The following is a 13,083-nucleotide window of genomic DNA, read 5'->3' as shown; positions in this document are numbered from 1 at the left end:
ACCGGCTCCTCCACGCCGAACAGCGCCGCCGCACCCCTTATCGGGGTGCGGCGGCGCTGTTGTTGCTGGGCCGAAACCGCCGGAGTCTGCTGCGGGCGGCTCAGCGCCAACCGGTGACGATGTCCTCGAGCGGCTTGAGGGGACCGGTGAAGAACGGGATCTCCTCGCGGACGTGGCGGCGGGCCTCGGTGGCCCGCAGATCGCGCATCAGATCGACGATGCGGTCCAGGCTCTCGGCCTCGAAGGCCAGCAGCCATTCATAGTCGCCCAGGCCGAAGCTGGCGATGGTGTTGGCCTTGATGTCCTTGTAGCCGGCTGCCGCGATTCCGTGGTCGCGCAGCATGGTGCTGCGTTCGGCGGGATCCAGCAGGTACCAGTCGTAGGAGCGTACGAACGGGTAGACGCACAGGTACGGATTGGGTTCCGGGTCCGTCAGGAAGGCCGGGACGTGGGACTTGTTGAACTCCGCGGGCCGGTGCATGCCGACGACCGACCACACGGGTTCGAGCACAGCGCCCAGATCGGACTTGCGGAGAATGGAGTTGGCCTCCTGGAGCAGTTCGACACTGGGGGCGTGCCACCAAATCATGAGGTCGGCGTCTGCCCTGGTGACGGACACATCATAGGTGCCGCGGACCACCAGTCCGCGCTCGGCCAGCGCGTCGAGTCCGTTCCTGACTTCGGCGACCAGGGCTGCGCGGTCGGCGGCGCCGATCTCCCCGACAGCCTGGAAGACGGTGTAGGCGACATAGCGGATGTCGGTGTTGGCCTGCTCGATCTGTTCGGGCGTCGGGGCCTTGAAATCGGCCATGGGGTGTTCCTTTCCTCGTCGGATTGCAATGAAGTCGATGTGGAGCGGGGCCTCAGGCGCTCAGCCGGGCGGCCTCGGTGGTGGCGCGCTTGATGCAGGCCGGGATGCCGACCCCGTCGAAGGCCGAGCCGACCAGTCCCAGGCCGGGGATGCCGGCCAGGTCAGCGTCGAGTTCCGCTGTGCGCTCCAGATGTCCGGGCAGATACTGTGGCAGGGCCTGGTTCCAGCGTTGGACGCCGGCGTGGACCAGTTCGTCGTGGCGCCCGGTGATCCGCGACCAGTCGGCCACTGCGCGGTCGATCAGTTCCGCATCGGACAGCTCGGACCAGGCCGAGGCCGGATCGCCGTAGCGCCCGATGCTCATCCGCACCACCGCCAGCCCCTCGGGCAGGGAATCGCGCAGCCACGGCCACTTGTTCGAGGCGAAGGTCGAGGCCTTGATGAAGGCCGGCTCCGCCGGCGGCACCAGGAAGCCCGAACCCGTCAGTTCCCCGTCCAGGCGCAGCACCGTGTTCACCAGTGCCGAATTCGCATAGGGGATGGCGCCGAGCCTGCCCGCGATGCGTTCGGCCGCCGGTTCGTCCACGGCCCGCAGCAGCCCGGCCGCCGCATAGGCCGGCACCGCCAGGACCAGGTTGGCTGCGCTCATGGGGTGCCCGCCTGCCGTGGTCACGGACCAGCCGTTCTCACTCCGGGCGATCTGTTCGACCTCAGTGGCGGTCAGCAGTTCGACTCCGGCGCCGCGCAGCCGCGTCGCCAGGGCGTCCACGAGTCCGTTGATACCGCCCGGCAGGCTCATGAAGGTCGGTGGGGCGTCGGCGGTCTGGGTGCCGGGAACGTTTGCGCCGCGGGTCGCGGTGCGCCGGGCCAGGGTCTGCCTGACCGTCTCAAGGACTCCGGCGCCGGTATTGGCAGCCGGCAGCAGGGCGGGCACGGTGGCGGCCATGGACAGGTCGCGGCAGCGGCCGGAGTATACGCCGCCGAGCAACGGGTCGATGAGTTTATCGACGACCGCATCGCCCAGGCGGGCGGCGAGGAACTCTCCGACGGCCACGTCGCCTGCCACCGGATCGGTGAGCTGTTCATGGGCCACGCGCTCGATTTCGGGCTCGCTGAGGATCCCGTGCAGCGACTGCGGATCGCCCGGGACCCCCATCAGAGTGCCGGCCGGCATCTCATGCAGACGCCCGCCGACGAACAGCTGTGAGTGCTGGGACCGGTCCGGATAGACCGGTTCCAGATCCAGCTCCGCGGCCAGGGCGCGGGTTTCCGGGCGGACGTAGAGGCTGGCCTCGGCGCCCACATCGGCGCCGAGTCCGGCGTAGCCGCCCAGCTCATCGCGCTTGAGGCAGCCGCCCAGTCGAACACGCCGTTCGATGACGCGGATGCGGGCGGCCGGCTGGGCCGTGTGCAGGCGCCAGGCGGTGACGAGTCCGGAGATCCCCGCGCCGACGATGATGAAATCGGCGGGCGCGCTCATGCGGCCTCCCCCGCCCTGCGGGCTGCGATGAGTTCCGCGCTGACCCGATGGACCTCGTCGACGATGAGGCCCGGCACTGCCGGATCGGTGTTCGGCAGGACGCCGTGGCCCAGATTGAACACGTGGCCGCCGTGGTCCAGGCCGGCCTTGACGATATCGGCGATGCGCGGGCGCAGCACTTCCCAGGGAGCGAACAGCAGAGCGGGGTCGAGGTTGCCCTGCAGCGCCTGGCCCGGCTGCACACGCGCAGATGCGTCGGCCAGCCGGACCCGGAAGTCCACGCCCATGACATCGGAGCCCGCCCGTGACATCGGTTCGAGCAGTTCGCCGGTCTGCACGCCGAAGTGGAAGCCGGGGACATCGTAGGGCCGCAGGGCCTCGAAAACCGCGGTGGAGTGCTCGAGCACGGAGCCGATGTAGTCGTCGGGTCCCAGATAGCCCGCCCAGGAGTCGAACAGCTGGAAGGCGGAGGCCCCCGCGGCCAGCTGCACCCCGATGAAAGTCGCGGAATAGCCGGCCAGGCGTTCCAGGATGTCGTGGAACAGGGCCGGATCGCCCAGCATCATCGCCTTGGTCTTCTCGTGGTTCTTGCTCGGCCCGCCCTCGATCAGGTAGCTGGCGACCGTGAACGGCGCACCGGCGAAACCGATCAGCGGGGTCTCGCCCAGTTCTGCTGTGATCCGGGTGACGGACTCGGTGATGTCCGCGAAGTGTTCGGCGCTCAGCTCCGGCAGCCGGTCCAGATCGGCCCGCGAGCGCACGGGGTGGTCGATGACGGGCCCGACGCCCGGTTTGATCTCGACGCCCACCCCCGCGGCCTGCAGGGGCACGACGATATCGGAGAAGAAGATGGCCGCGTCCACGCCGTGCCGACGGACCGGCTGGAGGGTGATCTCGGTGACGAGGTCGGGGGTTCGGCAGGCCTCGAGCATTGCATTGCCGCGGCGCAGCTCGCGGTATTCGGGCAGGGACCGGCCGGCCTGGCGCATGAACCAGACCGGGGTGAAGTCGACGTCCTGGGAACGTGCGGCGCGCACAAGAGTGGAAACCATATGCCCTATCGTCTCAAATCCGGTTGCCCGCCGCGGACGGTATCGCGGTGTGACCTTGAAGATCTCATCCGGCGGATGGTCAGCCGATCACGTGTTCGGCGTCCAGGGTGTAGAAACCACGGTCCATATAGACCAATGGGTCCCCTGCTGCGTCGACGACGACGTCCTCGACACGGGCGACGATGCACGTCGAGTCCCCGATCGCAACCTTCTCGAACGGCGTACAGCGCAGTGCGGCGTGCACCCCGGACAGGACCGGCTCGCCCGTCGGCAGAGTGCTCCAGCCCTGCTCCGTGGTGAACCGCGGAGCGCCCGGCTTGGCGAAGGACTGGGCGATGGGCAGTTGGTCTGCTCCCAGCAGGTTGACCACGAAGCTGTCCGCGGCCAGGATCTTCGAGGCCGAGCCCCGGCTGGTACTCAGGGAGAACAGCAGAGCAGGCGGATTGACGGAAACGCTGGCGACCGAGGACACCGTCAGTCCGGCGGGTCCGTCCGGGCCCGCCGCAGAGATCACCGCGACCCCCGCCGGGTGGTGTCCGAATGCGTGCTTGAATGCCGCGGGCTCAACTGCCATGGTTCTTCCTTCCGTAGATCTTCGAAGACAACACGTCTCGACATCAACATATTCCCACCCCGCCGCCCCGGCGGGCGTGTGAGTCATATGACGCCACACCGTGCGGTCGGCGAGCCGGACGCACGGGGTCCGCGGCCAGGTCTTACAGTTGCAGAGTGGACCAACCCATGCAGCTGAGAAGAATCCCGGAGCCGTTCGAGCGCGCTCATCGGGCTCTGGCACAGGCCGGCAGCGCCGGCCCGGTGACCCTCGAGGAGGTTTCCGCACCCGGCGGGCTGGCCCCCTGGGCGGCAGCGCTGAGTGCCCGCGTATCCGGCGGGGCCGTTCCGGCTGTCATCGGCACGGGCCGGATGGCCCTGCTCTACGATGCCTCGGCCCCCCGTGAGTGGGGCGGCGAATTCCGGATCGTGACCTACATCCGGTCCGAACTCGAGCCCGAGATGGCAGAGGAGGTCCTGTTGGGCCCAGTCGCCTGGTCCTGGCTGACCGAGGCGTTGAACCGACACCACGCCACCGTCGAGCGCGTGGGCGGGCAGACCACCCGGGTGCTCGCCGAGAGCTTCGGCATCCTGGCCGAAAGACCCGACACCCGCGATCTCGAACTGCGCGCGTCCTGGACTCCCATCCTCGCCGCCCCGGAGGACGTCGCGGACCACATCGACGCCTGGCTCGACCTGCTCTGCACGGTCGCAGGCCTTCCACCACTACCCGAGGGCGTCAGCGCCTTCCCAGGGAGCAACCGCCCATGAGCAACCCCCAGTCCGACGATTCGCTTGAGGCCCTGCCGCTGCTGGCCGAACCCGCGGCCGGCGTGCCCGAGGTCGTCGACACGCCCGCTGCACTCGCCACCGCCGTCGCGGCTCTGCGGTCCGGGTCCGGCCCCGTGGGCCTCGATGCGGAGCGCGCCTCGGGGATCCGCTACGGCCAGCGCGCCTTCCTGATCCAGCTCAAACGCGTGGGCGCGGGCATCGTGCTCGTCGACCCAGAGGCCCTGCCGGATCTGCGCGGGGTCTCCCGTGCCCTGGATGGGGTCGAATGGATCCTGCACGCCGCCACCCAGGATCTGCCGTGCCTGGCCGAGCGCGGAATGCACCCCGATGCGCTCTTCGACACCGAACTGGCCGCCCAGCTGCTGAACTTCGAGCGGATCGGGTTGGCCAGCGTGGTCGGTGGCCTGCTGGGCGTGCGCCTGGCCAAGGAGCATTCGGCCGTGGACTGGTCCCACCGGCCCCTGCCGCACGACTGGCTGGCCTATGCAGCTCTCGATGTTGAGCTACTGCCCCAGCTCGAGGAGCTGCTGTGGCAGCGGCTGCGCGCTGCGGGCAAGGACGGCTTCGCCGTCCAGGAGTTCGCCCATCTCAAGACCTTCGAACCGAAGGTCTACGCCGAGCCCTGGCGCCGGGTGCACGGTCTGGGTGCGCTGAAGTCGCGCAGACAGCTGGGCCGGGTGCGCGCGATGTGGGCGCTGCGCGACGATTTGGCCGAGGACCGCGATGTGGCACCGGGGCGGGTGGTGCCCGATAAGAAGCTCGTGGCCATCGCCGCAGGCCATGTCCGTTCCCCCTCCGACATCCTGCACCTACCGGGCAAGGGCCCGACTCCCGCGGATGCCAGGGAGTTCTACTCCGTGCTCAAGGCCGCCGATAAACTGCCCGAGTCCTCCATGCCGGGTCGCAAGGCCGATGGCAAGGCCGGGCCCCGGGTCGACAAGGACCTGGTCAAGGCCCGGCTCGAGGCGCTGCGGGCCTCTCTGGGGCACGTCGCGGCGGAGCTCGACATGCCCAGGGAAATCGTCCTGGCGCCCAAGATCCTCAAGGAGCTGGCAGGCCTGCCGAGCATCGGCGATGGGGCCTTCATCGCCGATTTCCTGGCCGCGCATGCCGCCAGGCCCTGGCAGATCGAGTACGCAGCGGACCCGCTGGCACGGGCATTGGCGAACCTCTAGTCGGCACCGGGCTTCAGTCGGTGCCGGCCAGGTGGCCGGTGATCCGGCGCACCATGGTCTCGACGTCGAGGCCGGCCAGCTCGAGGATCTCCTCACGGGTGCCGTGCGGGAGGAATTCGTGCGGCACCCCGAGTTCGAGCACCCCCGTGCGGTGCTCCTCATCGCGCAGGTCCTGGCGCACCTGTGTGCCGATGCCGCCTAGTTTGACCCCATCCTCGATCACCACGACCAAACGGTGTGCGGCCCCATCTGTCACGACCGGGGCCGGGACGGGCAGAACCCAGCGGGGGTCGACCACACTGGCCCCGATCCCGGCTTCCGCCAGCCGGGCGTGCACGGCCAGCGCCCGGTCGGCCAGGGCGCCGACGGACACGATGTAGACATCGGCGGCCAGGCCGGCGGGGACCTCGGCCAGGGTGTCGACGCCACAGGCGTCGCGGTGCAGCGCGACGATCTCCCGACCGACAGTGCCCTTGGCGAAGCGCACGATGGACGGGCCGTCCTCGATCGCCACCGCCTCGTTCAGTTCCTCCCGCAGGCGTTCGGCGTCGCGCGGGGCTGCCAGGCGCAGGCCTGGCACGATCCGGGCCAGCGCCATGTCCCACACGCCGTGGTGGCTGGCCCCGTCCGGGCCGGTGATCCCCGCCCGGTCGAGCACGATGGTCACTGCCTGCCGGTGCAGGGCCACGTCCATCAGCAGCTGGTCGAAGGCGCGGTTGAGGAACGTCGCGTAGACGGCCACGACCGGGTGCAGGCCGCCGTAGGCAAGGCCTGCGGCAGAGGCCACCGCGTGCTGTTCGGCGATGCCGACGTCGAATACCCGCTCGGGGAACTCGGTGGCGAAGGGGCGCAGCCCGACCGGGTCCAGCATCGCCGCGGTGATCGCCACGATATCCTCGCGGCGCCGGGCGATCTCGAGGATCTCCTGGCCGAACACCTGGGTATAGGAAGTGCCGGTGCTGGGCTGGGCCCGGCCGGTTACCGGGTCGATCACGCCCACCGAGTGGAACTGATCGGCCTCATCGGCCACGGCCGGGCCGTAGCCGTGGCCCTTCTCGGTCAGTGCGTGCACGATGACGGGCCCCTGGGTGTAGCCCTTGGCCCGCTCCAGCGCCTTCTCCAGGGCGAACTGGTCGTGGCCGTCGATCGGCCCCATGTACTTGATGCCCAGGTCCGCGAACATCCCGGCCTCGGGGGCGGAGAACATGTCCTTGAGTCCGCGCTTCATCCCGTGCATCGCGGTATAGGCGGCGCGTCCGGGGATCCCCGAATGGTGCAGCGCCTCCTTGCCCCAGTCCAGTAGCTGTTCATAGGCGTTCGAGGTGCGCAGCGCGTCGAGGTGTTCGGCGAAGCCGCCGACGGTGGGCGAATAGGAGCGACCGTTGTCGTTGACGACGATGATCAGACGCCGGGCGGGTACCGATTTGTCCGCTGCGATCGTGTTCAGCGCTTCCCAGGCCATACCCCCGGTCAGTGCCCCGTCACCGATCACCACGACGACGTAGCGCTCGGACTCCCCGCGCAGCTGGTGGGCCTTCGCGATCCCGTCGGCCCAGGACAGGGCGGCCGAGGCGTGCGAGTGCTCGAGCACATCGTGGTCGCTTTCGGCACGGCTGGGGTAACCGGAGAGCCCGCCGAATTGTCGCAGGGTCTCGAAGCGCTCGGCCCGGCCGGTCAGCAGCTTGTGGACGTAGGCCTGGTGGCCCACGTCGAACAGCAGGGTGTCCCGCGGTGAGTCGAAGGTGCGGTGCAGGGCCAGGGTGAGTTCCACGACCCCGAGGTTGGGGCCCAGGTGCCCGCCGGTGCGTGCGACGGTGTCGACCAGCACGTCGCGGATCTCCTTGGCCAGTACCTCGCATTCGGCCGGGTCCAGGCGTTTGAGGTCCTGTGGAGAGGCGATATCGGAAAGAATGGGCGGCCTCCTTGCACGGTCACGACCCGCCGAACACGAGCCGCGTCCATCCTATCCTCGTCCTGCCAGGGCCGGTTATGAGCCGACGCTCAGCTCAGTGCCCGGTGGGCAATGGCAGGGCCAGGCGGACGCTGGTGCCCTCCCCCAGCCGTGAGCGCAGGGACACGGTGCCGCCGTGGCGCGCGACGATCACCCGCACCAGGGCCAGGCCGACCCCGGAGCCGGGGCGATCGAGCGCATTCGAAGCCCTGCCCAGCTCTTCAAAGACCGTCGCGACCTCGGCGGCGGGGATGCCCCGGCCGGTGTCCACAACCTCGATGACCACCCAGCCGTCGGCCTCGCTGCCGCGCACCTCGACCCTCTGCCCCACATCCGTGTACTTCACGGCATTGCTCACGAGGTTGCCGATCGCCAGGCGCAGCAGGTCCGGGTCGCCAGGACACAGCGGCAGGGGCCAGGGCGCCGATGGCAGCTGGACCGAGATCCGGGCGCGGGGGCCGGTGCCCGTCTCCTCGGCGAGGTCCTCGACTGCTTCGCGGATCAACAGGCCCGGATCGACCGGTTCGACCGCCAGGGGTGTCTCCTCGAGTTCGGCCAGCGCGCGCAGATCCCCGACCAGGCGCGCCATCCGGTCGGCCTGGCCGCGCACCCCGGCCCAGGCCGGATCGCGTTCGGCCCGTTCGGCCGCCAGGGAGCGCACCACCGTCACGGGGTTCTTCAGCTCGTGGTCGAGCCGGGAGAGGAACCTGCGGCGCGCCTGGGCCGCGGCCTCGCGCTCGGCCGCGCGCGCCCGGTCGAGCCGCGTCGCCGCACGCCTCCCCGCGATCGCCAGGGCGGTGTAGGCGCAGAGCACAAGCACCCCGGCTCCTCCGATCACGGCGCCCAGTGGGGCCGAGGCCGACAGCCAGGTCGACGGCGCCAGCAGCCATACGAGAATCCCGCTGGTAAGCAGTGCGCAGACCAGGAGCAGGGCCGTCCAGTCACCGATCCGCAGGCCTCGGCGCTCAGCCACGGCGCACCGCTGCGATCAGCCGGTAGCCACCCGGCACCGTGCGGATCAGAGTGGGGTCGGAGGCGTCCTCGTGCAGCACGCGGCGCAGTTCGGCGATCCGGTGGTCGACGGCGCGCGAGGCGACGACGGACTCGAATCCCCAGACCCGCTCGAGCAGGGTTTCCCGACTGTGGGTCTCGTCCGGGTGCATCATGAAGAAGTCGAGCAGAGCGAAGGCCCGCGGTGTCAAGGAGACCTCGGCGGGCCCCAGGAAGACCCGCCGGCCCTCCCGTTCGAGCCTGACCTCCCCCGTGGAGCGGGGGCCGGCCACCAGCACATCGGCCACGGGCCCCGGTGCCGGCCGGCTGCGCCGCACCAGCGCCCGGATGCGCGAGGCCAACTCCTGGGGTTCGAAGGGCTTGTTCAGATAGTCGTCTGCGCCTTCGTCGAGTGCCGCGGAGCGTTCAGCGGCCTGGCCCACCCGGGTCAGCAGGAGGACCGGAGTCCAGATCCCGGCCGCGCGCATCCGCCGCAGCAGTTCGCGGCCGTCGAGGCCGGGCATCATGACGTCGGAGACGACCACGGCGGGCCCGGAGCCCTGGCCCGCGGCCAGCTGGGCCAGGGCCTCGAGTCCATCCGCAGCGCAGGAAACGGCGAATCCGGCGCGCTGCAGAAAGGATCCGACGCTGTCCCTGATCGCCGGATCGTCGTCGACCAGGAGGATCCTGGTGCCCCCGGTGTCCACCGGCCTCAGCCCTGCAGGGGCGTGGTCGAGACCGTGTTGTCGACTCCGTCGCCGCTGGTCTGCGGAGCGGGACCCGCATAGGCCACGGTGTTATCCGAGCCGGACATGTTCACCGACTCGACTGCGGACGTGGCCACAGAGTTCCCGGCACCGGTGATAATCAGCGCACCGATCCCGTGCGGGGCCAGGACGACGGCGTCGGCGGCTGAGACGGTGACGTTCGCGCAGTGTTCGGTCAGTTCGACCACCGCGTCGGTCTCGCCGATGTCGATGCTGCCACCGGCACAACCCGTGCGGGAGGTGACCGCGGCTCCGAAAGTGCTCGCGGCGGGGAGTTCGCCCGTCGTGGTCCCAGCTGCCGGAGCTGACGCCGCCGTGTCGTCGCCGCCCGGTGGGGCGGAGTCGGCCGACTGGGAGCCGCGCTGGTCGACGGTCATGCAGGCGCTCAGGGAGAGTGCGACGGCGGACAGAGCGGCGGACAGGATCAGGGGCTTGCGGGCTTTCATGGGAGGCTCCTCGGTAGTCGGGAGTGATCGGGGTCCGATCGGCTCATGAACCACGTTATGGGGAATGGTTCGCCGGTTGATCGCAAGCGTGTCGCAGCCCTGTCTCAGATCTGCGATACGCCTGCGGCATGATCACAGTATGCCGGAAACGGCGCGGGGCCGGAGGGACATGATGTCCCTCCGGCCCCGCGCCGTAGCGATGCTACCGAACGATCACTTCACGAGCGAACGCAGCACGTACTGCAGGATGCCGCCGTTACGGTAGTAGTCGGCCTCCCCGGGGGTGTCGATGCGCACGACCGCGTCGAACTCCGTGGTGGAACCGTCGGCCGCGGTTGCGGTGACCTTGACGGTCTTCGGGGTGGTCCCGTTGTTCAGCTCCGTCAGACCGGCGATATCGAAGGTCTCCGTGCCGTCCAGGCCCAGGGTCTCGGCGGATTCGCCTGCCGGGAACTGCAGCGGGACGACGCCCATGCCGATGAGGTTCGAGCGGTGGATCCGCTCGAAGCTCTGGGCGATGACGGCGCCCACACCGAGCAACTTGGTGCCCTTGGCGGCCCAGTCACGCGAGGAGCCGGTGCCGTATTCCTTGCCACCGAGGACAACCAGCGGAATGCCGGCGGCCTGGTAGTTCTGCGAGGCGTCGAAGACCGTGGTCTGCGGGCCGCCTTCGAGGGTGAAGTCGCGGGTGAAGCCGCCCTGCACACCGTCCAGCAGCTGATTGGCCAGGCGGATGTTGGCGAAGGTGCCGCGGATCATGACCTCGTGGTTACCGCGTCGCGAGCCGTAGGAGTTGAAGTCCTTGCGCTCGACGCCGTGCTCGACCAGGTACTTGCCGGCCGGGGTGTCGGCCTTGAAGGAACCTGCGGGCGAGATGTGGTCGGTGGTCACCGAGTCGCCCAGCTTCAGCAGCACGCGGGCGCCGCTGATGTCGGAGACGGGCTCCGGTTCCGCGGGCATGCCGTCGAAGTAGGTGGGCTTGCGCACATAGGTGGAGTTCTCGTCCCACTCGAAGGTCTTGCCCTCGGGCGTGGGCAGGGACTGCCAGCGCTCGTCACCGTCGAAGATCGTGCCGTATTCCTTGTCGAACATGGCGGTGTCGATCGAGGAGTCGATGACCTCCTGGACTTCCTCCGGCGAGGGCCAGATGTCCTTGAGGTAGACGTCCTTGCCCTCGGAGTCCTGCCCCAGGGGCTGGTTGTCGAAGTCGAAGTCCATCGTGCCGGCCAGCGCATAGGCGATGACCAGCGGCGGGGAGGCCAGGTAGTTCATCTTGACGTCGGGGCTGATGCGGCCCTCGAAGTTGCGGTTGCCCGAAAGCACTGCGGTCACGGACAGGTCGTTGTCCTGGATGGACTGCGAGATCTCGTTCTCCAGCGGGCCGGAGTTGCCGATGCAGGTCGCGCAGCCGTAGCCGACCACGTAGAAGTTCAGCGCTTCGAGGTCCGGGATCAGGCCGGCCTTGTCGTAGTATTCGCTGACGACGCGCGATCCGGGTGCGATCGAGGTCTTGACCCACGGCTTGGTCTTCAGGCCCAGCTTATTGGCCTTACGTGCCAAGAGGCCTGCGGCCATCATCACCGAGGGGTTCGAGGTGTTGGTGCACGAGGTGATCGAGGCGATCGCCACGGCGCCGTTCTTCAGTGCGAAGTTGCGTCCATCGCCCATCGCGACGTCTGCTTCCTTCGCCTCCTCGCCCGGCTTGGCGTAGTTGTGGATGTCCTTTTCGAACTGTGCCTTGGCGTCGGTCAGCTCGATCCGGTCCTGAGGGCGCTTGGGCCCGGAGATCGAGGGGACGACGGTGCCCAGGTCCAGTTCCAGGTACTCCGAGTAGTCGACCTCGACAGACGGATCGTGCCACAGGCCCTGTTCCTTGGTGTACTTCTCCACCAGGGCGACCTGCTCGTCGGAGCGGCCGGTCAGGCGCAGATAGTCCAGGGTGACCTCGTCGATCGGGAAGATCGCAGCGGTCGAACCGAACTCGGGGCTCATATTGCCGATCGTCGCACGGTTGGCCAGCGGGACCTCGCCCACGCCCTGGCCGTAGAACTCCACGAACTTGCCGACCACGCCGTGCTGGCGCAGCATGTCCGTGATGGTCAGCACGACGTCGGTGGCGGTCACGCCCGAGGGGATCGAACCGGTCAGCTTGAAGCCGACCACGCGCGGGATCAGCATCGACACGGGCTGGCCCAGCATGGCGGCCTCGGCTTCGATGCCGCCGACGCCCCAGCCGAGCACGCCCAGGCCGTTGACCATCGTGGTGTGCGAGTCGGTGCCGACCAGGGTGTCGGGGTAGGCGCGCATGACACCGTCGGTCTCACGGGCCATGACCACGCGGGCCAGGTGCTCGATGTTGACCTGGTGAACGATGCCCATGCCCGGGGGAACGACCTTGAAGTCGTCGAAGGCGGTCTGGCCCCAGCGCAGGAACTGGTAGCGTTCCCCGTTGCGCTGGTATTCGATGTCCATATTGCGCTTGATCGAGTCCTCGGAACCGAAGGAGTCGATCTGCACCGAGTGGTCGATGACCAGTTCGGCCGGTGCCAGCGGGTTGATCTTGGTCGGATCGCCGCCCATATCCTTCACGGCTTCGCGCATCGTAGCCAGGTCGACGATGCAGGGCACGCCGGTGAAGTCCTGCATGACGACGCGGGCGGGCGTGAACTGGATTTCGACGCTGGGTTCCGCGCTGGGATCCCAGTCGGCCAGGGCCTTGATGTGGTCTGCCGTGATATTCGCACCATCTTCGGTGCGCAGCAGGTTCTCCAGGAGTACCTTGAGGCTGTACGGAAGCTTCTGCGAGCCGTCCACCGCATCGAGGCGGTAGATCTCATAGCTGTTGCTTCCGACCTCAAGAGTGCTCTTGGCTTTGAAGCTATCGACGTTGCTCATCGTCACTCTCCTGATCGGTTATCCAAGATCCTATTTAGGTCACAATCCGCTGGCCTAAACTATCTTGACATCAAGATAAATTCTAGCCCATTCGGGCCCGGCCCGCCACTGCGGATCACAGAATGAACGGCGCGGATTCTAGGGGATTGCGAGGGTTTCGGCTCTACCATCC

The 13,083-nt window shown here is 68.6% G+C and carries 11 protein-coding genes; 2 read left to right on the top strand and 9 right to left on the bottom strand.

Annotated features, from left to right (window positions below; genetic code table 11):
* Nucleotides 1-100: 100 nt before the first annotated feature.
* From hemQ to NQ038_RS07010, 4 genes are all read right to left on the bottom strand, one after another.
* Entirely contained in the window at nucleotides 101-811 is a 711-nt protein-coding gene (gene hemQ, locus NQ038_RS07025; RefSeq protein WP_257062206.1) for a hydrogen peroxide-dependent heme synthase, read from the bottom strand.
* Between the two features lie 52 nt (nucleotides 812-863).
* Entirely contained in the window at nucleotides 864-2,291 is a 1,428-nt protein-coding gene (gene hemG / locus NQ038_RS07020; protein ID WP_257062205.1) for a protoporphyrinogen oxidase, read from the bottom strand.
* Nucleotides 2,288-3,343, bottom strand: coding sequence for a uroporphyrinogen decarboxylase (hemE, locus tag NQ038_RS07015; protein WP_257046523.1), 1,056 nt, complete (start codon nucleotides 3,341-3,343; stop codon nucleotides 2,288-2,290). Before hemE ends, hemG begins: the two co-directional genes overlap by 4 nt.
* A gap of 79 nt (nucleotides 3,344-3,422) precedes the next feature.
* The gene (locus NQ038_RS07010) at nucleotides 3,423-3,917 is read right to left on the bottom strand and encodes a flavin reductase family protein (RefSeq protein ID WP_257056880.1); all 495 of its coding nucleotides are present in this window, start codon (nucleotides 3,915-3,917) and stop codon (nucleotides 3,423-3,425) included.
* 155 nt (nucleotides 3,918-4,072) lie between these two features.
* Here NQ038_RS07010 and NQ038_RS07005 point away from each other — a divergent pair, with 155 nt between their 5' ends.
* Nucleotides 4,073-4,666 (top strand): DUF3000 domain-containing protein, encoded by a 594-nt coding sequence (locus NQ038_RS07005; protein WP_257046525.1) that lies wholly within the window; start codon nucleotides 4,073-4,075, stop codon nucleotides 4,664-4,666.
* Nucleotides 4,663-5,862, top strand: a complete 1,200-nt coding sequence (locus tag NQ038_RS07000; protein WP_257062203.1) for an HRDC domain-containing protein — start codon at nucleotides 4,663-4,665, stop codon at nucleotides 5,860-5,862. The genes NQ038_RS07005 and NQ038_RS07000 overlap by 4 nt, the downstream gene beginning before the upstream one ends.
* 13 nt (nucleotides 5,863-5,875) lie before the next feature.
* Here the strand turns inward: NQ038_RS07000 and dxs are convergent, their stop codons facing one another.
* The 5 genes from dxs to acnA form a co-directional block, all read right to left on the bottom strand.
* Nucleotides 5,876-7,774 (bottom strand): 1-deoxy-D-xylulose-5-phosphate synthase, encoded by a 1,899-nt coding sequence (gene dxs, locus NQ038_RS06995; RefSeq protein WP_257062218.1) that lies wholly within the window; start codon nucleotides 7,772-7,774, stop codon nucleotides 5,876-5,878.
* A 94-nt stretch (nucleotides 7,775-7,868) separates the two neighbouring features.
* Nucleotides 7,869-8,786 carry a HAMP domain-containing sensor histidine kinase gene (locus NQ038_RS06990; protein ID WP_257062202.1) on the bottom strand — a complete coding sequence of 306 codons (918 nt, stop codon included), beginning with the start codon at nucleotides 8,784-8,786 and terminating at the stop codon, nucleotides 7,869-7,871.
* Entirely contained in the window at nucleotides 8,779-9,510 is a 732-nt protein-coding gene (locus tag NQ038_RS06985) for a response regulator transcription factor (RefSeq protein WP_257062200.1), read from the bottom strand. The genes NQ038_RS06990 and NQ038_RS06985 overlap by 8 nt, the downstream gene beginning before the upstream one ends.
* 5 nt (nucleotides 9,511-9,515) lie before the next feature.
* Nucleotides 9,516-10,016, bottom strand: a complete 501-nt coding sequence (locus NQ038_RS06980) for a DUF3060 domain-containing protein (protein WP_257062199.1) — start codon at nucleotides 10,014-10,016, stop codon at nucleotides 9,516-9,518.
* A 213-nt stretch (nucleotides 10,017-10,229) separates the two neighbouring features.
* Nucleotides 10,230-12,911, bottom strand: a complete 2,682-nt coding sequence (gene acnA, locus NQ038_RS06975) for an aconitate hydratase AcnA (protein WP_257062198.1) — start codon at nucleotides 12,909-12,911, stop codon at nucleotides 10,230-10,232.
* Nucleotides 12,912-13,083: the final 172 nt, after the last annotated feature.

This window comes from Brevibacterium sp. 50QC2O2 (genome assembly GCF_024580675.1).
GTDB classification, from domain to species: domain Bacteria; phylum Actinomycetota; class Actinomycetes; order Actinomycetales; family Brevibacteriaceae; genus Brevibacterium; species Brevibacterium moorei.
Note: the sequence above shows the minus strand (reverse complement) of the source record. Positions and strands in the feature narration are given on the sequence as shown.

Coding starts and splice junctions, on each gene's coding strand:
- NQ038_RS06980 (WP_257062199.1), bottom strand. CDS start 10,016: ATGAAAGCCCGCAAGCCCCTGATCCTGTCCGCCGCTCTGTCCGCCGTC.
- NQ038_RS07000 (WP_257062203.1), top strand. CDS start 4,663: ATGAGCAACCCCCAGTCCGACGATTCGCTTGAGGCCCTGCCGCTGCTG.
- hemQ (WP_257062206.1), bottom strand. CDS start 811: ATGGCCGATTTCAAGGCCCCGACGCCCGAACAGATCGAGCAGGCCAAC.
- hemE (WP_257046523.1), bottom strand. CDS start 3,343: ATGGTTTCCACTCTTGTGCGCGCCGCACGTTCCCAGGACGTCGACTTC.
- acnA (WP_257062198.1), bottom strand. CDS start 12,911: ATGAGCAACGTCGATAGCTTCAAAGCCAAGAGCACTCTTGAGGTCGGA.
- NQ038_RS07010 (WP_257056880.1), bottom strand. CDS start 3,917: ATGGCAGTTGAGCCCGCGGCATTCAAGCACGCATTCGGACACCACCCG.
- hemG (WP_257062205.1), bottom strand. CDS start 2,291: ATGAGCGCGCCCGCCGATTTCATCATCGTCGGCGCGGGGATCTCCGGA.